17 protein-coding genes are annotated in these 20,348 nt (G+C 56.4%); 11 read left to right on the top strand and 6 right to left on the bottom strand.

Annotation, left to right across the window (positions count from 1 at the left end; all coding sequences use genetic code 11):
- Window positions 1-209 precede the first annotated feature (209 nt).
- From ACR0A1_RS12425 to ACR0A1_RS12415, 3 genes are read right to left on the bottom strand one after another with little or no spacing between them, the layout of a single operon-like run.
- Window positions 210-1,175, bottom strand: a complete 966-nt coding sequence (locus tag ACR0A1_RS12425; RefSeq protein WP_480867732.1) for a sensor histidine kinase — start codon at window positions 1,173-1,175, stop codon at window positions 210-212.
- Window positions 1,163-1,840, bottom strand: a complete 678-nt coding sequence (locus tag ACR0A1_RS12420) for a response regulator transcription factor (protein WP_170393903.1) — start codon at window positions 1,838-1,840, stop codon at window positions 1,163-1,165. Before ACR0A1_RS12420 ends, ACR0A1_RS12425 begins: the two co-directional genes overlap by 13 nt.
- Entirely contained in the window at window positions 1,818-3,284 is a 1,467-nt protein-coding gene (locus tag ACR0A1_RS12415; protein ID WP_480867730.1) for a DUF4153 domain-containing protein, read from the bottom strand. The genes ACR0A1_RS12420 and ACR0A1_RS12415 overlap by 23 nt, the downstream gene beginning before the upstream one ends.
- Before the next feature lie 167 nt (window positions 3,285-3,451).
- Here ACR0A1_RS12415 and ACR0A1_RS12410 point away from each other — a divergent pair, with 167 nt between their 5' ends.
- From ACR0A1_RS12410 to ACR0A1_RS12385, 6 genes are all read left to right on the top strand, one after another.
- The gene (locus ACR0A1_RS12410) at window positions 3,452-5,758 is read left to right on the top strand and encodes a Tex family protein (protein ID WP_480867728.1); all 2,307 of its coding nucleotides are present in this window, start codon (window positions 3,452-3,454) and stop codon (window positions 5,756-5,758) included.
- A gap of 209 nt (window positions 5,759-5,967) precedes the next feature.
- A complete protein-coding gene (locus ACR0A1_RS12405) occupies window positions 5,968-7,548 on the top strand; it encodes an ABC transporter substrate-binding protein (RefSeq protein ID WP_480568107.1) in 1,581 nt (526 codons plus the stop codon).
- Between the two features lie 149 nt (window positions 7,549-7,697).
- A complete protein-coding gene (locus ACR0A1_RS12400; protein WP_170801662.1) occupies window positions 7,698-9,263 on the top strand; it encodes an ABC transporter substrate-binding protein in 1,566 nt (521 codons plus the stop codon).
- 88 nt (window positions 9,264-9,351) lie between these two features.
- Window positions 9,352-10,329: an ABC transporter permease gene (locus ACR0A1_RS12395; RefSeq protein WP_170393893.1), complete on the top strand. Its 978-nt coding sequence runs from the start codon at window positions 9,352-9,354 to the stop codon at window positions 10,327-10,329.
- Complete coding sequence (locus ACR0A1_RS12390) at window positions 10,326-11,276, top strand: ABC transporter permease (protein WP_170393891.1); 951 nt, start codon at window positions 10,326-10,328, stop codon at window positions 11,274-11,276. The genes ACR0A1_RS12395 and ACR0A1_RS12390 overlap by 4 nt, the downstream gene beginning before the upstream one ends.
- Window positions 11,277-11,280: 4 nt before the next feature.
- Window positions 11,281-12,993, top strand: a complete 1,713-nt coding sequence (locus ACR0A1_RS12385; RefSeq protein ID WP_480762920.1) for an ABC transporter ATP-binding protein — start codon at window positions 11,281-11,283, stop codon at window positions 12,991-12,993.
- Between the two features lie 31 nt (window positions 12,994-13,024).
- Here the strand turns inward: ACR0A1_RS12385 and ACR0A1_RS12380 are convergent, their stop codons facing one another.
- Window positions 13,025-13,762 carry a creatininase family protein gene (locus ACR0A1_RS12380; RefSeq protein ID WP_480762921.1) on the bottom strand — a complete coding sequence of 246 codons (738 nt, stop codon included), beginning with the start codon at window positions 13,760-13,762 and terminating at the stop codon, window positions 13,025-13,027.
- A 45-nt stretch (window positions 13,763-13,807) separates the two neighbouring features.
- Window positions 13,808-14,578, bottom strand: a complete 771-nt coding sequence (locus tag ACR0A1_RS12375; RefSeq protein WP_170393886.1) for a transporter substrate-binding domain-containing protein — start codon at window positions 14,576-14,578, stop codon at window positions 13,808-13,810.
- Window positions 14,579-14,698: 120 nt separating this feature from the next.
- On the opposite strand from ACR0A1_RS12375, the gene ACR0A1_RS12370 reads away from it, so the two are divergent.
- From ACR0A1_RS12370 to ACR0A1_RS12350, 5 genes are all read left to right on the top strand, one after another.
- Window positions 14,699-15,439 (top strand): amino acid ABC transporter ATP-binding protein, encoded by a 741-nt coding sequence (locus ACR0A1_RS12370; RefSeq protein WP_170407352.1) that lies wholly within the window; start codon window positions 14,699-14,701, stop codon window positions 15,437-15,439.
- A 10-nt stretch (window positions 15,440-15,449) separates the two neighbouring features.
- The gene (locus ACR0A1_RS12365; RefSeq protein ID WP_170407354.1) at window positions 15,450-16,211 is read left to right on the top strand and encodes an amino acid ABC transporter permease; all 762 of its coding nucleotides are present in this window, start codon (window positions 15,450-15,452) and stop codon (window positions 16,209-16,211) included.
- A gap of 10 nt (window positions 16,212-16,221) precedes the next feature.
- The gene (locus ACR0A1_RS12360; RefSeq protein WP_170663478.1) at window positions 16,222-16,557 is read left to right on the top strand and encodes a carboxymuconolactone decarboxylase family protein; all 336 of its coding nucleotides are present in this window, start codon (window positions 16,222-16,224) and stop codon (window positions 16,555-16,557) included.
- 41 nt (window positions 16,558-16,598) lie between these two features.
- The gene (phnY, locus tag ACR0A1_RS12355) at window positions 16,599-18,047 is read left to right on the top strand and encodes a phosphonoacetaldehyde dehydrogenase (protein ID WP_480867724.1); all 1,449 of its coding nucleotides are present in this window, start codon (window positions 16,599-16,601) and stop codon (window positions 18,045-18,047) included.
- Window positions 18,048-18,187: 140 nt separating this feature from the next.
- Window positions 18,188-19,201: an NAD-dependent epimerase/dehydratase family protein gene (locus ACR0A1_RS12350; RefSeq protein WP_170611609.1), complete on the top strand. Its 1,014-nt coding sequence runs from the start codon at window positions 18,188-18,190 to the stop codon at window positions 19,199-19,201.
- 63 nt (window positions 19,202-19,264) lie between these two features.
- Here the strand turns inward: ACR0A1_RS12350 and ACR0A1_RS12345 are convergent, their stop codons facing one another.
- The gene (locus ACR0A1_RS12345) at window positions 19,265-20,347 is read right to left on the bottom strand and encodes a DegT/DnrJ/EryC1/StrS family aminotransferase (RefSeq protein ID WP_480867722.1); all 1,083 of its coding nucleotides are present in this window, start codon (window positions 20,345-20,347) and stop codon (window positions 19,265-19,267) included.
- Window position 20,348 lies beyond the last annotated feature (1 nt).

Genomic DNA, 20,348 nt, shown 5'->3' with positions numbered 1-20,348 from the left:
TTCCCTTACCTTTTTTAAGCCTTTCAGGGGCGTGCGATCCAAGAGCATGTGCCGCCGTGACATAGGCACCAATCCCAAAGGGGACATGACGGCCCCACGGGTGACTCTGATTTGACAGGGCCTCCCTTAAATGAGGATTGGCTTGGGATCAATCGTATTGAGCGGCGCAAATTGACACGGGTCGAATTAGTTTGGGCTGTTGAGTGATATCACACACCCGGAAACACCAACTCAAATCGCGCACCGGTCTTGGAAGGTACCAGCAAAATCCGCCCGCCATGTGCCCCCAACAGGTTTGTAACGATGGTCAGGCCCATCCCGGTCCCTCCCTTCTCGCGCGCGGTTGTGAAGAATGGGTTGAAGATGCGGTCCCGGTTACCGTCGGATATGCCGGGACCGTCGTCTTGGACAACCAATCGACCGGTTTCCGCGATAAGGGTCACCTGCCCTGCCCCGTGACGGCGCGCATTGTCCAGAAGATGTTGCAGAGCAATTTTCAGACCAGAGGCTGCAAGGTGCAAAGTCTGATCGCCCCCTTCAATGCGGATGTCCAGTTCGGGAAACGAAGCGTACAACTGATCAGCAAGATCATCCAGCTTTGCCGATCCGTGATGTTCCGGCACCCGTGCCTGTGCAACCGTGTTAAGCGCGCTGAGCTGCGTTTGCATCTGATCGCTTGCACCCAATATCTGTTGCAGCAATGCGTAATCCTGGTCCGAGAGCGTTTCGGCCTCAGCCAACAACTCTCCTGCCGCACGGATCGCGGTGACAGGGGTTTTCAACTCATGCGTGACATGATCTGCAAAGACGCGGATCGAAGCTTCGCGCCGTTGCAGCGTATCCGCCATGCTCAGAACCGAACCGGCGAGGCGCGACAGTTCTTGTGTGCCGTAGTGATCGGGCGGCTCGGCGCGTTGCCCTTGTTCAATGGCCCCTGAATAGGTCGCCAGCGACGTTATGGGGCGGAGCAGAAGCCGAACCATAAGGTATCCGACCACTCCGGTCGCACATCCGATCACGATCGCCAGCAAGCCCGCAGCGTTTCGAAACCCGATCTCAGGTCCAAGATACCGCAGCGCGATCAGACCCAGCAGAGACAGGGCGAGCGTACCCGCGAGACCTCCGCCAAGAACAAAACCCAGCGAAGGGCGCCATTTGCGTCTCAGCCCGGCCATGCACCCATCCGCAATCCGATCCCATGCACGGTTTCGATGGCACCGGCCCAGCCCTGATCCCCCAACTTGCGTCGTAAGTTCCGCAAATGACTATCCAGTGTCCTATCCGAGACCGGACTGCCTGCGCCATAAATCGCATCAACCAATTGTGGTCGCGAGACGATGGCGGCGGGCGTTTGCATCAGGCGACGCAAAATCGACAGCTCGGTTGCGGTTAAGGCAAGCGCATTGCCGTCGACCCGAACCAAATGCGCCGACACATCCATTTCAACCGGGCCATGCCGCAGTAGAAGCTCTGCAGCACCCGGTTTGCTGCGTTTCAGGATGGCTTTGATCCGTGCAACCAACTCACGGGGGCTGAAAGGTTTGGTCACGTAATCATCCGCTCCCAACTCGAGGCCCAAAATGCGATCAATCTCGTCATCACGCGCGGTCAGGAACAAGATTGGTACGTCCGAGCGTGCCCGCAAGCGACGACAAACCTCAAGCCCATCGATCTCAGGCAGGCCTACATCCAGCACGACAAGATCAGGCGCTTCCCGCATCGCGTGGGTTAGAGCCATTTGGCCATCGCGGGCGGTAACCGTTTGGTAGCCCGCGCGCTCAAGCGTGATCGAGACCAGCTCTCGCAGGCGTGGATCATCATCCACGACGAGGATTTTCATCTATCTTCTCCGGCATGGGTTCGACGGCCAGATTACGGATCACCCGATCTGCGCGAAAGCCCCAATTCCTCCAATTGTCGACGACCGGAGGGGTTACGCAATTGCGTACCCGTTTGTCCTTCAGCAACTCTGCCGCCGCCATCTCATTGAGCTGACATGCGTAGTAGGCATCAAACCGTATCGGATTTTCCAGATTCCAACGGGCGATTAAGGCTGAAAAATTCACGAAGCAGCATGCATAGAGCACGCCAATCCCCAGGATCGCAGATCGCAGCAATAACCAACGGTTCGATTTACCCTGCAAAATTTGCCAACCGGTCAGACACAAGCCCACAGCAACCAGCGCCATCCATATTGCCGCATGAACACGCAAATAGGTCAGCCCGTAGAAATCAACGTAAAGCGACAGGCGCATCAGCGATGAGATCACCAGCAGTACATTCTGCGCCAGCCACAGCATCATCCATCTTGTCAGCCCCTGCCGCTCGTTCAGATAGGGTCGCGCGGCCAAGGCAAATGCGCCCGCCAGCAAAGCTGTGACCAAGAGTGGGTATGCCCCGCGATGAGCATATTCAGCATAGGTCATCCCCTCGGGCAACTTGGCGCTGCCCCAGAGATAAACCATGTCCATCCCCGTTTGCACCGCCAGCAGCAAGTTGAACACCATTAGCGCATTTGCAACGGATTGGGCATTCAGGCCAAAAGCAGGCAATGGGCGCTTGCGTCCGGGGCCAAATCGGGGGGCAAGCAAGTCAGGCCGCAAGGTGACCGCAAGAAAGGGCCAGATCGTGATTGCCGCCCCGATCCAGAATAGCAGTCGGTCGAACCGCAGATCAAATCGCCAAATCCGATCGATCCAATCAGACAAGATCGGATTGGCCGCAACCATCAGCGAAGCAAGGATCAGTGCGCCTCCGATCGGGAAACTCCAGTTGCGCAGTGCACGAAGGGCAACCCCGTCAACGCGGGAAACCGAATGACCTTTCTGAACCGCCTCTATCCCGTGTCTGAGCGCCAATATTGGAAACAGAGACAGAAACCGGCGAACCGAAGCGACCTCATGATTGCCCAGCACGGCCCAACACAGCGCAATGGTCGATCCACCCAGCAAGAAAGCTACGGACAGGGCCTGAACATATTCCACCACCGGAAGAATGCTAAGCAGCAAAAGAAGGGTTGGCCCGACAAGTCCACCACGGCGGCGCAGCAAGGCAAACTCGACAGCGGAAACCGCCAACGTAAAGAGTGCGATTGAAAGGCCAGGAGAATGGTCGAAAAACAGAAAATCGGCGAGCGCAACCAGAAACACCAAACCCAAAAAAGCGTGGCGATTGCCGGGTTCCGCTAAGCCATCGGCTCGGTTTGTGCCTCGATCAGGGGTGTCCAGCCACCAACTATCTTGTAAAACTGATGCCGGTACACCGCGCACGATGAACTGTCCCATTTAACTGCTCCTTGTTTGTGTTGGTTCTGTCTGGCCTAGGCAGGTGCAGATCACCGCGTAAGGGTCGTGCATTTTTTGTGCAGAGGTGCTTTTCGTAGCGCAGCCTCTTCCCCTTGTGCGTGCCGGTGGCTAAGACGATCTTCCAACCGCAAGTCAGGAGGCCCCTTTTGGACCGTATCACCCGCACCATCGCCACCGAGATTAACGCCCGCGCGGAACAGGTTGGGGCCGCGGTCAGGTTGTTGGATGAAGGTGCGACCGTGCCCTTTGTCGCCCGTTATCGTAAGGAAGTGACCGGCGGGCTGGATGATACCCAATTGCGCACCCTTTCCGACCGACTGAATTATCTGCGTGAGCTTGAGGCCCGGCGCGAGGCGATTCTGTCCTCGATCAAGGATCAGGGGAAACTGACGGACGATCTGGTGAAATCGATCGCCCAAGCCGAAACCAAGGCGCAGTTGGAAGACATTTATCTGCCGTACAAGCCCAAACGCCGGACCAAGGCGATGATTGCCCGCGAGAATGGTCTGGAGCCGCTGGCCGATGCGATCCTGTCCGACCGTGCGGCGGAACCAGAAGGTCTGGCTGAGGGGTATCTGAATGAGGCTGTCCCCACGACCAAAGACGCGCTGAATGGTGCACGGGACATCATCACAGAGCGGCTTACCGAAAACGCTGCTTTGCTGGGAGAGCTCCGAAACTTCATGCAACGTGAGGCGTTGCTGAGCGCAAAGGTCGTCGAGGGCAAGGAACAGGAAGGTGCCAAGTTCAGCGATTACTTTGATCATTCCGAGCTTTGGTCGAAAACCCCGTCACATCGAGCGCTGGCAATGTTGCGCGCCTCGAAGGAAGGGATCGTAACGCTAGACATTGCTCCCGAACCCGAAGCGGGCGCCGCGCGGGCCGAGGCCATGGTTGCGGCTCATCTGAACACGCGGGGCGATGCGCCGGGTGACAAATGGCTGCGCAAGGTTGCGGGCTGGACATGGCGGGTCAAGCTGTCGCTGTCGATGATGGTCGAACTGATGGCCGACCTGCGCAGCCGCGCACAAGACGAGGCAATTCAAGTGTTTTCGCGCAACCTAAAGGATCTGCTATTCGCTGCTCCGGCGGGGGCACGTCCGACGCTTGGGTTGGATCCCGGCATTCGCACCGGGGTCAAAGCCGCCGTGGTGGATGCAACCGGTAAGGTGGTTGCAACGGATACGCTATATCCGTTTCAGCCCAAGAATGATCTGCGTGGTGCACAAGCGGCAATCCTGAACCTTATCGCTACACATAAAATCGAGCTTATTGCCATCGGCAACGGCACAGCCAGCCGCGAGACTGAGCGTTTGGTGGCCGATACGCTGTCGCTTCTGCCCAAGACTGTCAAAGCACCGACCAAGGTCGTCGTTTCCGAGGCTGGAGCCTCGGTCTACTCGGCATCCGAGCTTGCCGCACGCGAATTTCCCGAGCTCGACGTCTCACTACGTGGAGCGGTCTCGATTGCCCGCCGGCTACAAGATCCCTTGGCTGAACTGGTCAAGATTGAACCCAAGAGCATCGGCGTCGGTCAGTATCAGCACGATGTTGATCAGCACCGCTTGTCACAGTCACTGGAGTCGGTGATCGAAGATGTGGTGAACGCTGTGGGCGTGGATCTGAATACAGCTTCAGCCCCCTTGCTTTCGCACGTCTCGGGTCTGGGACCGGGATTGGCCGAGGCGATCGTCACGCACCGAGATATTCATGGTGCCTTTGCGTCTCGCAAGGATTTGCTAAAGGTGGCGCGTCTTGGTCCACGCGCCTTCGAGCAGTGTGCAGGTTTCCTGCGAATTCGCGACGGTTCAGAGCCTCTGGACGCCTCCTCGGTTCACCCCGAGGCTTACGATGTCGCCCGTCGGGTAGTGGCAGCATGTGGGCGCGACATTCGCCAAATCATGGGGCATGAAGGCGCGCTGAAAGACCTGCGCGCCGAGCAGTTTTTGAGTGACACCTTCGGCTTGCCAACGGTTCGCGACATTTTCACCGAATTGGAGAAGCCCGGCCGAGACCCGCGACCCAGTTTCAAAACGGCGTCGTTTACGGACGGGGTTGAGGAAATCACGGACCTGAAGCCCGGCATGGTGCTGGAGGGTACCGTCACCAACGTCGCCGCCTTCGGCGCGTTTGTCGACATTGGCGTACATCAGGACGGGTTGGTTCATGTCAGCCAACTGGCCGATCGGTTCGTGAAGGACCCGCATGAGGTGGTCAAAACCGGGCAAGTTGTCAAAGTGACGGTGGTCGAAGTCGACGTTCCACGTAAGCGCATTGGGCTGTCTATGCGCAAGGACGGTGGTGCTTCGGCACGCGAGGGCAATGCACTCCGTGGCAAGGGCAAACCGGCACGAACACCCAAGCCAGGGGAACAGCGGCGCAGCCATGGGGGTCAGAGCACCCAGAACGGGGCCTTTGGTGACGCTCTTAGAGACGCCTTCAATAAACGTTAGGCGGCAACCCTGTCATAGGGCTAAATACGAGGCGTGTTTCTGCATGACCTACATTCACCTAAGCCCCGGCAGACAGAAAGAAAAGCAGGGCGCTAACATTCGGGTGTTGCAACTCGGACCATGATCTGGATGATGCTGGCCCATGATGGCCGAAAAATTCGGCCAACCGTATGAAAATGCGGCCACAACAAAAAATGGGGAGACGACTTATGTCATTCAAAACTCTGATGCTTGCCGCCAGTGCAACGGCGATGATCGCGGCGGGCGCTTCGGCGGAGACGCTGCGATGGGCCCGTGCAGGTGACGCGCTTACGCTGGACCCGCATGCACAAAACGAAGGCCCGACCTCGGCCATGGCGCACCAGATCATGGAAACGCTGGTGATGCGTGATCACTCAGGTGCACTGGTTCCATCGCTGGCGACCGAATGGGCACCATCGGAAGAAAATCCGAATGTCTGGGTGTTCAAACTGCGCGAGGGCGTTACCTTCCACGACGGTGCCGAGTTCGACAGCGAGGATGTCGTGTTTTCGCTGAATCGCGCGATGACGCCGGATTCGGATTACAAGGAACTGTTGGCCTCTGTGAAAGAGGTGCGTGCGCCCGACAAGTTCACGATCGAGATCGAAACTGACGGACCGAACCCGATCATGCCCAACAACCTGACCAACATGTTCATGATGGACAAAGGTTGGGCCGAGGCAAACAACGCTGTCAAGGTTCAGGACTATGAGGGCGGCGAAGACACGTTTGCGGCCAAGAACGCCAATGGCACCGGTCCCTACAAGCTGGTCAGCCGCGAGCCGGACGTGAAAACCGTCCTGGCCGCCTATGACGGCTATTGGGGCAAGGATGAGTTCCCGCTGCAGGTGACCGAGATCATCTATACGCCGATCCAGAACGCCGCGACCCGTGTTGCCGCGCTGCTGTCGGGTGAGGTTGATTTTATTCAGGACGTGCCCGTACAGGACCTCGAGCGTGTAGCCGGAACCGATGGTCTGGACGTACGCACCGCGCCGCAGAACCGGGTGATTTTCTTTGGCATGAACATGGGCGATGCTGATCTGACCTCGGACAATGTGGATGGTAAGAACCCGCTGGCTGATGTCCGCGTTCGACAGGCGATGTCAAAGGCGATCAATCGTGATGCGATCAAACAGGTCGTGATGCGTGGTCAGTCTGCTCCTGCTGGCATGATCTCACCTCCATTTGTGAATGGTTGGGATGAAGATATGGATGCGTCCTCGTCAACCGATATCGAAGGGGCCAAGGCGTTGATGGCCGAAGCAGGCTATCCTGATGGATTCTCGCTGACCCTGAACTGCCCGAATGACCGCTACATCAATGATGAGGCGATCTGTCAGGCAGCGGTTGGAATGCTGGCCCAGATCGGCGTCACAGTTAACCTGGACGCCAAACCGAAAGCCCAGCACTTCCCGTTGATCAACAACCTAGAAACAGATTTCTACATGCTGGGCTGGGGTGTTCCGACTTATGACTCGGAGTACATCTTCAACTTCCTCGTCCATTCGAAGGGCGAAAAGTATGGCTCGTGGAATGGCACACGCTACTCCAACCCGGATCTGGATGCCAAAATCGTGGCCCTTGCCTCTGAAACTGATTTACCCGCACGTGATCAGCAGATCGGTGATATCTGGCAGGTTGTTCAGGATGAACAGCTTTATATCCCGATCCACCATCAGGTGCTGAACTGGGGCATGAAATCGGGCGTGGGCACCATCGTCGAGCCGGAAGATTCACCGAAGATCAAATACTTTGAGATGAACTAAACTATCCTCTGTGATGGTATGCAGGGCGCGGAAACGCGCCCTGTTCTTGTTTGCGCCGTCGGTAACGGACCTGTGATCTCGGCGCAGGAACGGCTTTACGTGGCAGCGAAAAAGCTGGATTGTTTCAGCGCTAACAGGGAGATTTCGCCATGATCCTCAGAAACAGTGCAATCGGCCTGACCATGTTGCTTGCAAGCGCCGCGCAGGCGGCCGAATTTAAGTGGGCCTCGACCACCGATCCGCAGACCATGGACCCTCACGCTGTCAACTCGGCCCCAGTTCTCGGGTTCCTGAACAACGTCTACGAAGGGCTGGTCCGCCGCGGTAAGGATATGAGCGTTGAGCCCGCGTTGGCTGTCAGTTGGGAGCCGATCGGCGACGGCGAAGGATGGCGGTTCAATCTGCGTCAGGGCGTGACCTTTCACGACGGAAGCAGCTTTGACGCGCAAGATGTGCTGTTCAGCTACCAACGCGCCTCGGGTGAGGCGGCGGACACGCGTAGCTGGTTCGCTCCTGTCAGTGACGTCATCGTAGTTGATGACTACACAGTTGATATCATGACCACAGCACCTAACCCGCTGTTTCCGTCATCGATTGCCAACTGGATGATCATGGATCAAGACTGGACTGAGGCCAACGACGCCGTGGTCCCCGACAAAGAAACCGGAAACTACGCCACCATCAACGCCAACGGCACTGGCGCGTTCAAGGTGACCGAGCGCGAGCCGGGTCTTAAGACCGTGTTGGAGCCTTATGAAGGCTGGTGGGGGGATGTTGAACACAACATCACCCGTGCAGAATTTAATCCGATCCAGAATCCTGCCACCGCCGTAGCGGCGCTGCTATCGGGCGATGTGGACATGATCAACCCGGTCCCCATTCAGGACGTCGCACGGCTGCAGCAGAACGCAGAGGTCGATGTCATCCAGGGCATTGAGGCGCGCGTGATCATGCTGGGCTTCGACCACGAGGCTGACACGCTGAAATACACAGACGATGCGGGCAAACCCAACCCGTTCCGTGACGCGCGCGTGCGGCAGGCAGTTGCGCAAGCGGTGAATGTCGACGCCATTCTGGCCACGATCATGCGCGGAAATGCCGAGCCCGCATCGCAGCTCGTCAGCCCAGCCATGAGCGGGTTTTCCGAAGCCAACGCCGGACGCCCCGCGTTTGATGTGGAATCTGCCAAGTCCCTGCTGGCTGAGGCCGGGTATGCAGATGGTTTCTCATTTGGCCTGAAATGCCCCAATGACCGCTACCTTAATGACGAGGCCGTCTGTCAGGCCGTCGTTGGTATGCTGGCTCAGATCGGGATCACCGCCGAGCTGGACGCGATGCCAGTGCGGAACTATTGGCCGGAACTGCGCGAAGATAATTACGACATGTACCTGCTGGGCTGGAGCCCCGGTACGTTCGACGCCGAGCATCCGGTCCGGTTCCTTGTCGCAACCCCGAACGAAGAGAAAAAGCTGGGTAGCTGGAACTTCGGCGGCTTCTCGAATGCACGTGTCGATGAGCTGTTGCCGATGATCCAGTCAGAACTGGATGAGGCCAAGCGTCAGGCGATGCTGGACGAGGTTACCCAAATCTATCAGGACGAACACGTTTATGTGCCGATGTATGTCCAGCCGCTGGTTTGGGGCACGCGCAGCAATGTCGAGGTCACGCAGCGTCCGGACAACTTCTTCCTGCTGCGTTGGGTGAATGTGAATTGATCGGCGGCAACGTCGCGTTGAGTTGACAGCACTCTCTTGACCATCTGGTCAAGGTCGGCCTAGAGAGACCGATCTACGAGGGAAACATATGTTCGCATATATCGTCAGACGGATGTTCCAGTCCGTCATAGTGCTGTTGGTCGTGGGGTTGGTCGCCTTTTCGATGTTCCGATTTGTTGGCGACCCGATCGACAACATGCTGGGTCAAGAGCGCACGCAGGCCGACATTGACCGCCTACGGACCGAGCTTGGGTTGGACCAACCCTTTGTTGTGCAATACGCCAAGTTCCTGCAAGGCGCTGTTCAGGGCAATTTCGGTGTGTCTTATCGCCAGGGGCGACCGGTCTCGACCATCCTGGTGGAACGCGCCCCGGCGACGTTGGAATTGGCCTTTGTGTCCGGCTTTCTTGCGATCACGATGGGCATCGCCCTCGGTGTCTTTACTGCAATCCGACGACAAGGGATCGCTGCCAATGTGATCATGACCGTTTCCTTGATCGGGGTTTCGCTGCCGACGTTCCTCATAGGTATCCTGCTGATCTATGTTTTCTCGGTTGAACTTGACTTACTGCCCAGTTTCGGGAGGGGCGAGACGGTTATGATTGGCAGTTGGTCCACCGGGTTTCTGACGACCTCGGGGCTCAAGGCGTTGATATTGCCTGCAATCACGCTGGGCCTCTATCAAATGACACTGATTATGCGGCTTGTCCGGTCCGAGATGCTGGAGGTTCTGCGCGCTGACTATGTCCGCTTTGCCCGCGCCCGAGGGCTGTCGGACCGGGTGATCAATTTCCGCCACGCGCTGAAGAACACTCTTGTGCCGGTGATCACCATCACGGGCCTGCAGCTGGGGTCGATCATCGCTTTTGCCATCATCACCGAAACGGTGTTCCAATGGCCGGGCGTGGGACTGCTGTTCATCAACGCGATCCAGTTCGTGGATATCCCCGTTATGGCTGCCTATCTGATGCTGATCTCGGTGATGTTCGTGACAATCAACCTGATTGTCGACCTTCTGTACTATGCCATTGACCCGCGCCTGCGTGTCGACGCGAGGGCCACATGACCGAAACGATGGAAACCCCGAAAGTCGCGCCTAAATCGCGCACGGCCAAGTTCTGGGATAGCGATTTCGCTTGGTCGTTCCGGCACTCTCCCGTAGCCATGATCGCATCTTTGGTCGTGGTCATTCTGGTGCTGGCGGCGATCTTTGCCCCGCTGATCGCGCCATATAACCCGTTCGATCCAGCAACACTGAACCTGATGAACGGGTTCACACCACCAGGTACGCCCAATGCGTTTACGCAAGAGACCTTTTTGCTAGGCACAGATGACCAAGGGCGCGATGTGTTCTCGACCATCCTCTACGGGTTGCGCATTTCATTGTTCGTAGGTGCCTCTGCTGTGCTTCTTGCCTTGATCATCGGCGTGATCCTCGGTCTGATCGCTGCGTATTTCGGAGGTTGGATCGAGACGCTGATCATGCGTATCGCAGACGTGCAGCTGACGTTCCCGGCCATTCTGGTCGCGATGCTAATCTTTGGGATCGCCAAAGGGATCACTCCGCCGGAATACCGCGATGAGATGGCAATCTATGTTCTCATCATCGCAATTGCGTTGTCGGACTGGGTGCAGTTCGCACGCGTCGTCCGTGGTGCTGCTCTGGTTGAGAAAAACAAGGAATATGTACAAGCCGCGCGCCTGATCGGGCGTGGATCGTTCCCGATCATGTTCCGTCACATCCTACCCAATGTACTCAGCCCTGTTCTTGTTATTGCGACCATCTCGCTGGCGCTGGCAATCATTGCTGAGGCCACATTGAGTTTTCTGGGTGTGGGCGCCCCCCCGACCCAGCCGTCGCTGGGAACACTAATCCGGATCGGGCAAGGTTTCCTGTTCTCGGGCGAATGGTGGATTTTGTTCTTCCCGGCCTGCACGCTTCTGGCCCTCGCCCTGTCGGTCAACTTGTTGGGCGACTGGCTGCGCGACGCGCTGAACCCAAAACTGCGGTGATTTCATGAGCCTTCTGACCATCCAAGACCTCACCGTCGAATTCCCGACCCGCCGCCAGCTGTTTACTGCAGTGGACCACGCCAGCCTTTCTGTCGAACCCGGTGAAATCCACGGACTTGTGGGCGAATCCGGGGCAGGTAAATCCACCATCGGCGCTGCGGTGATGGGCCTTCTGGAACGCCCAGGTCGCATTGCCAGCGGTCAGATTAAGCTGGGCGGCGATAAGATCAGCGGCATCGATGCCGATGCGATGCGCGGGCTGCGCGGCAAGAAGATCTCGATGATCTTTCAAGACCCGCTTACGTCGCTGAACCCGCTATTTACAGTGCGCGAGCAACTGGTCGAGACGATCCAGACCCATCTGGGTGGATCCGAGGCCGAGGCAAGCAAGCGCGCCCGTGATTTGATCGACCGCGTTGGCATCCCAGACCCGGATACTCGGCTGGATCAGTACCCGCACCAGTTCTCGGGCGGCATGCGGCAACGCGTGGTGATTGCTCTGGCACTTTGCACCGAACCGGATGTGATCATCGCCGATGAACCCACGACGGCTTTGGATGTTTCGGTTCAGGCCCAGATTCTGGACCTGATCAAGGAACTGGCACAAGAGCGTCAGGTGGGTGTCATCCTGATCACCCATGATATGGGCGTGATCGCCGATACAACTGACCGCGTGACCGTGATGTATGCGGGCAAGGTGGTTGAAAGCGGCACCACGGCACAGGTGATGGGCCAGCCGCAACACGAATACACCAAATCCCTGATCGCCGCGGTACCACGCCCGACGCTGAAACTGCATCGTTTCCCTCAGATCAGCTATGGCGGGCGTGAAACGCGTTTCGCGATCGAGGATATGGCACGCCACTGGCCCAAGGTGGATAACGACGCCAGCAAACCGATCTTTGAAATCCGCAACCTGACGAAGAAATTCCTGCAAAAGCGTGGATTACTGCCTTGGGATCGTACCTACTTCACCGCTGTCGACAACGTCAGCTTTGACATTCGTGCAGGTGAGGTCTTTGGGGTTGTCGGTGAGTCCGGATCGGGCAAGTCCACCGTCGCGCGGATGATTGCAGGGCTCTATCCTGTGGATGGTGGTACCATCACCTTTGACGGACAACTGGTAAGCGATCTGAGTAATCGTACGGTGCAGGAAGAGTACCGCAAGAACATCCAGATGATCTTTCAGGACCCCTACTCGTCTCTCAATCCGCGTATGCGGGTGGATGAAATTGTGGCGGAGCCGATCCGCCATCACCGCCTGATGGAAGGTGCCGACGTCAAGCGCCGCGTGGACGAATTGCTGGATCAAGTGGGGTTGGGGTCAGAGGCCGGGCTGAAATATCCACATGAGTTCTCGGGCGGTCAGCGCCAGCGTATTTCGATTGCCCGCGCATTGGCGACACAACCCCGGTTCCTGATCTGCGATGAGCCCACAAGCGCGCTCGACGTTTCGATCCAGGCGCAGATATTGAACATCCTGAAAGACCTGCAAGAGCATCTGGGCCTGACCATGCTGTTCATTAGCCACGACCTACCGGTGGTGCGCCAGATGTGTGACCGAGTTGCGGTCATGAAACAGGGACAAATCGTCGAGGTTCAGGACACCAGCGATCTGTTTGCCAGTCCGAATACCGAATACGCGCAAGAACTGTTGCGGTTGATGCCGAAACTCGATGACCTGTCGACTGACGGGCTTGGGGTCGAAGCAGAATAAGGCCGCGACACCCGTTGCAGGCGCTCCGTGACTAGAAGCCTTGTTCGAATGCCCGGAACTCGGCAGCGATAGCCGCAGCTGCTATCGCCAGCAGACGCTCGCCATCCTGAGGATTGGCCAAAGCTGAATGCGATCCAACGCGGCCATCCGGGAAGTCCGCGCGATGCTCGTCGGGTGGACCATGGCGATCCCCTGCGTGATCCCGGATGTATTCGGCGCTGAGTTTCTGGGGCGGCTCAGCGGCCTGATTGGCAGGCAATGGTCCAAGCAAAGACTGGGTTATGGCAATCTCCGAGGGGGTGGCGTGCATCCCTTCCCAATCTCCATAGAGCTGCTGTCGCAGAACATTCACTGCGTTCGGCTCCCACCAGCTACGGATCAGCAATTGACCACCGGCAATTTCGCTTTCGATCTGCCGAAGAGGCGCCAGATTGGCCCCGTGTCCGTTCACTATGAACACTCCAACGAAACCTTGCTTCAAAAGCCCCCGGATCACCTCATCTGCGATGGTGCGAAAGGTTTCGGCTGAAATAGACACCGTTCCGGGAAATCCCGTGTTAAAAGGCGCTGGCGTGTAGGCCAGCGCCGGAGCGACGATACCCTCGCATTGCCTAGCAGCAGCGAGCGCGACAGCCTCGGCGCAAATCGTGTCGGTGCCAATGCGACCCATCGGGCCGTGCTGCTCGGTCGATCCAACCGGCAGCAACACGGCCGCACCGGCATTGATACGAGTGTTAACCTCGTACCATGTCATGTGCTCAAGTTTCATGACTTTGAAAACTCTCGCAGGCGCTCCAGTTACTAGGGCCTCTGATCAGAGACCCCAGCGTTCCCGGTTTTCGTCAAAGAAGCCTTGGGCTTTTTTCACTTCAATCCAGTTGTTCACATAGTTGATCCAGACCTGATCACTTTGCGGCAACAGCATCGCGATGGGAGAAGGAGAACGTGGACCGGCATTCTTGACGCGGACGACCGGGAACTTTGCTTCAAGGGTCGATCCCTCGATATTCGAGGTTATGAACACATCTGCACGACCGGCCAAGACCTCCTGAAAACCACGTGCAGGAGCTTCGACCACTTTGATATCCGCATCGGGGAACCATTCGCGCACGCGCTTTTCAAAGGTGGTGCCCAGGGTAGTAGCAACCTTCACGTCCGGCTTGTTGATCGAGTCGTAGCCATCAAATTTGTCGGCCTTTTCCTTGGTTGTGTAGGGAAACAACTCAACCGCGATGTAACTGTCGGAAAACCCTGCAACTTTCATGCGCGGAGGTGAGATAGAAGCCGAACCGGTGATGTGGTACTTCCCCGCTACCACACCATTGACCAATGTTTTCCAGTCGGTGGGCACATATTCGACCTCAACACCCAGATCAGCGGCCAGCGCGTTCATGATGTCGATATCATAGCCTTTATAGCTGTTAGTCGCCGGGTCGCGTAGTGACATCGGATTCCAGTCACCGGTTGTCCCCACTTTCAGCACGCCGTCATCCAAAATTTCATTCAGAGCCGACTGTGCTTGCGCAGCGCCGCTGATCACAAGACCGAGCGCAGCCGCAGCCGCGACTTTAACAAAACGTTTCATGTGGTTCTCCCGTTGGTGGCGTTAGTCTTTTATCACGACATTGCTTCTTGATTTAAGCGTAAAGAAAAAGATAACCTCAAGCAACTAATTAACTCATAGTAATCACAAGTGGGCCAGCAGATGCCAAACGCAGCGATCGAGCTTGTCGACGTAGACAAGTGGTTTGGCACATTTCACGTGCTCAAGAACATCAACCTGACAGTCAACAGTGGTGAAAAGGTTGTGATCTGCGGCCCATCCGGATCGGGTAAATCAACGGTCGTAAGATGCATCAATCAGCTTGAGAAACATCAAAAGGGCACCATCCGCATCGATGGGGTCGAACTGAACGATGATGCCAAATCTGCAGCCACCATCCGGTCAGAAGTTGGCATGGTGTTCCAGCAATTCAATCTGTTCCCGCATCTAACAGTGCTGGAAAACCTGACCCTTGGCCCCATCAAGGCCCGCGGGTTGAGCCGAAAAGAAGCCGAGGACAAAGCGCGCCACTACCTTGAGCGTGTTCATATACCCGATCAGGCCGACAAGCGCCCGATACAGCTTTCAGGTGGACAGCAGCAGCGAGTGGCAATTGCCCGTTCGCTTTGCATGGAGCCCCGGGTCCTTTTGTTCGACGAACCCACCTCGGCGCTCGACCCTGAGATGATCTCCGAGGTGCTCGACGTGATGGTCGAACTTGCCGAGGAAGGCATGACCATGGTTGTGGTGACCCATGAGATGGGATTTGCCCGAAAAGTGGCCGACAACATGGTGTTCATGGATGCAGGCGAGATTGTCGAACAAGGTAAGCCCGAGCATTTCTTCACCAATCCAAAGTCTGAGCGGTGTCAGAAATTCCTGAGCCAAATTCTACAGCATTGAGTTGGGTCCGATGAAAAAATCACTTCTCTTCCTTCCCCTTTTCTTGCTGATCACGGGCTGTTCGTCCTCACAGACCTGGGGTTGGTACGTCATTGACCCAACCACGGCTTCAGGCTGGACCAATGTAAAATTCCTGATTTCGGGCATGGGTGCGACCATTCAGATTTCGCTGATTGCGGCGATTTTGTCGATTGTCATTGGATTGCTGGTTGCCCTGCCGGGTCTGTCGGAAAAGCGCGGCTGGCGGCTGGTAAACCGGGTATATGTCGAATTTGTCCGCTCGATCCCTCTGTTGCCTATGCTGTTTTGGGTGTTCTACGGGTTGCCGATTGTCTTTCAGTCGATGGGTATGGACATCCCAATCGATCCCTTCTGGGGCGCAATTATCACCCTTGCGATATCGGACAGCGCCTTTACCGCCGAGATCTACCGTGCCGGTATACAATCTATCGCAAAAGGGCAAAGCGAGGCGGCGCAAACGATTGGCCTGAACTATTTTCAGACCATGCGCTATGTGATCCTGCCGCAAGCAATCCGGCGTATACTGCCACCGCTCGCCAACCAATTTATCTACATTGTGAAGATGAGCGCATTCGCCAGCGTCATCGGCATGCAAGAACTGACACGCCGTGCGAATGAGCTGGTAGTGACGGAATACCGCCCGCTTGAGATCTATACCTTGTTGATCTTCGAGTATCTGGTGCTGGTACTGATCATCAGCGCCGGTGTGCGTTGGCTCGAACGCCGGATGGGTGCAGATGAGCGCGGATAAGGAGCATAAGATGAACTGGAAAGACTTCATGGCCGAGACCGAGGCCAATATTGGTGCATTCTCGAAAGAAGTGCCTGAAACCGTCCGTGGTTTTGGCATCATGGGTAAGGCCGCCAAAACAGATGGTGCGCTGAGTGAAAAGACAAAGGAATTCATGGCGTTGGGGATTGCCATCGCGACGCGCTGCGACAGCTGCATCGGTTTCCATGTCCGCTCATTGGTGCGGCTGGGTGCGACCCGCGAAGAGCTGTGCGAAGCGCTGGCTATGGCCACCTATATGGGCGGCGGCCCGTCTTACGCCTACAGCGCCAAGGCGTTGAAGGCGTTTGATGTGTTTTCAGAGTAATAGACCGGTACGCGGTCCGATTTCATTGGATGGTTCTTGCCATGGCAGTCACCGAAATCCGTGATGAAGGGATGCGAATTGGTGGCGAGATCATCTTTACCGCTGAGACCATCCCGGTTCACTACCCCTATACCAATGAGGTCGTGGGCCATGTGCCCGCAGGGCAGGCTGAACACGCGCGCCGCGCCTTCGAAATTGCGGCCCACTACAAGCCCGAACTGACCCGCTATGAACGCAGCCAAATCCTGCAACGGGCTGGAGAGCTGATTGGTGAACGTCGCGATTACCTCGCCAAATGGCTGGTGCTTGAGCTTGGCATCTGCCATCAACACGCGATCTACGAGACCAAGCGCGCGCAGGATGTCTTTCAATTTGCGGCGGCCGAGGCACTGAAAGATGACGGCGAAATCTTTGCGTGCGATCTGACCCAAAACGGTAAAGCCCGCAAGATTTTCACGATGCGCGAGCCTGTGACCGCAATCAGCGCGATCACTCCATTCAACCATCCACTCAACATGGTCAGCCACAAGGTTGCTCCGTCGATCGCCACCAATAACTGCATGGTCTGCAAACCGACCGAGTTGACGCCTCTGACCTGCCTGACGCTGGCCGATATCCTTTATGAGGCAGGCCTGCCGTCTGAGATGTTTCAGGTGGTCACTGGCTGGCCACAGGACATTGGGGATGAGATGATCGTCAATGAGAACATCGACATCATAACCTTCACCGGTAGTGTTACCGTGGGCAAGATGATCGCAGAAAAGGCGGTTTACAAACGTCAGGCGCTGGAGTTGGGCGGTAATGATCCACTGATTGTTCTGAATGACCTCAACGATGCCGATCTAGACAGGGCCGCAACGATCGCCGTAGCCGGGGCCACCGGCAATTCGGGACAACGCTGCACTGCGATCAAGCGTATACTGGTGCAAGAGAGTGTCGCGGACACCTTTGTGCCTTTGGTGCTGGAGAAGGCCAAAAAGATCAGGTTCGGAGATCCGCAGGATCCTGAGACCGAGCTGGGTTGCGTGATCCACGAGGAAGCGGCCAAGCTTTTCGAAGATCGTGTTCACTTGGCCCAGAAAGCGGGAGCAGAAGTCCTTTACCACCCCGGACGTCAGGGCGCGCTGCTGCCGCCGATCGTGGTCGACGACGTTCCCCACGACTCTGCGTTAGTGATGGAGGAAACTTTCGGCCCCATTATTCCCATCATTCGCGTGCCCGACGACGATGACGAGGTCATGCGCATCTCGAACTCTACTGTGTACGGCCTGTCGTCGGGGGTATGTACCAATGACCTGAACCGCGCAATTGCCTATATCAATGGGCTGAGCGTGGGCACCTGCAATATCTGGGAACAACCCGGATACCGTATCGAAATGTCCCCCTTTGGCGGCATCAAGGATTCGGGCAATGGTGTCAAAGAAGGGGTCATCGAGGCAATGAGGTTCTTTACGAATGTCAAAACCTACTCGCTTCCTTGGCCCGGTTGAAGACTTGTTGAAGATTGCAATGCACACCACTAGAGATTCATGCTCACTCAGCCATGAAATGACCGCTTGAGCCCTTCGGCTCTTGGCGTCATATGTGCCTTCGAACGCACGCGCGATGCCCCGAAACAAGGAAATACCTCATGCAAAAGGTTCTGATCACAGGTACTGCCGGATTTATCGGGTTCCATCTTGCCAAACTTTTGCTTGAGAACGGTTGCCGGGTTCATGGCTTTGACGGGATGACTGATTATTACGATGTCCGCCTCAAACAGAGCCGACATGCGCTGTTGCTGGAGAACCCAAATTTTTCGTGCGATGAAGGGATGCTGGAAGATACCGCCAAGTTCGACCAGATCGCTGATGCTTTTGAACCGGACGTGATCATCCACCTCGCGGCGCAAGCTGGCGTCCGATATAGCCTGGAGAACCCGCGCGCCTATGTCGAAAGCAATGTTGTCGGGACGTTCAACGTTATGGAAGCTGCGCGGCGGCACAAAGTGCGGCATCTGCTGATGGCTTCGACTTCGTCGATCTACGGGGCAAATCCTGACATGCCCTTCGATGAGTGCGAAAAAGCAGATCATCAACTCACTATGTACGCAGCCACCAAAAAGGCAAATGAAGCGATGGGGCATTCCTATGCCCATCTTTGGGATATTCCGACGACAATGTTCCGCTTCTTCACAGTCTACGGTCCTTGGGGGCGCCCGGACCTTGCGTTCTTCAAATTCACGGACGCTATCCTCAACGACCGCCCGATAGACATCTACAACCACGGCGACATGTATCGTGATTTCACCTATGTGGATGACCTGGTGCGCGCAATCTCTCTGCTGATCGACGTTGTGCCTGTTCGCCCCAAAGCCCCCGAAGACATCGCCGAAGGTGACAGCCTGAGCCCGGTCGCTCCCTATCGCATAGTGAACATTGGAAATTCAGACAAAGTGCGTTTGTTGGATTTCATCGACGCCATCGAAGAAAGCCTCGGCAAACCCGCGATCCGAAACTATATGGAGATGCAGTTGGGCGATGTGCCTGCAACTTGGGCCAATGCCGATCTGCTGCACCGCCTGACCGGTTATCGCCCAAAAACCGAAATCAGGGACGGCATTCAGGCCTTCGTGGACTGGTATCGCGCATATTACGGTAAATAGAACCTGCGAACCTGCCTAAACCTGAATTCGCCGGCCACAGCACCGATTAAACCGTCAGCGTGATCAGATCGCTTTTTTCAGTGCCTCGATTATCTGCTCTTGCGAATTCTCCTGCAGATACGGGTGCATCGGCAGGCTAATCACTGTTGCGGCGGCCTGATCGCCAACAGGCAAGTCGGCATTTGGGTCAGAAACAGCTGGTTGCTTGTTCAACGGCAGTGGATAATGCACGGCGGTCGGAACCCCGGCGTCTTTGAGCTTAGCTTGCACATCCTCACGATTGTCCACGCGTATCGTATACTGCGCCCAGGCGCTGGTCGCCCCCTCCATCAGCGTTGGAGCGGCGATATTGGTTTCCTTCAGTAGCACTTTGTAACGGTCCGCGACGGTGTCTCGCAGGACCAGTTCATCCTCGAAAATATCCAGCTTGCACAGCAGGATCGCAGCCTGCAACGTGTCCAGACGGCTGTTAACGCCAACCCTGATATGGTGATAACGCCGATCCTGCCCGTGCCGGGCAATCTGGCGAAGAATGACGCTCAGATCATCGTCCGAGGTGAAGATCGCACCACCATCGCCGTAGCAGCCAAGGGGTTTCGATGGGAAAAAGCTGGTGCAGGAAATCGTTGACAGGTTTCCTGACCGTTTGCCACGCAACGATCCGCCAAAGCTCTGAGCAGCATCCTCGATGACAGGTAAGCCGTTTGCCACAGCTACCTCGTTAATTCGTTCGAAATCAGCAGGTTGGCCATACAGCGACACCGGTATAATTGCCTTTGTCCGGGGTGTGATCGCAGCGTCAAGCTTGTTGGGATCAATGTTATAACTAGTCTGGTCAATATCGACATAAACCGGCTTTGCGCCCAGCAATCTGACGGCTTCAGCCGTGGCGATATATGAAAATCCGGGCGTGATGACCTCATCCCCCGACCCGACCTCAAGCGCCATCAAGGCAATTTGCAATGCATCCGTTCCATTGGCGCAAGTGATGCAATGTTTGGCACCCGTAAAGGCAGTCAGCCGTGCCTCTAGTTCAGCCACTTCTGGGCCAAGAATGTACTTCCCATGCGCCAACACATTGGCAATGCCGGCATCAAGCTGATCCTTGATACGTTTCTGTTGTTCCGCCAGGTCAATAAATTGCATT

It is taken from the genome of Ruegeria sp. D6, from assembly GCF_056534365.1.
This window is presented reverse-complemented; position numbering and strand designations above follow the sequence as displayed.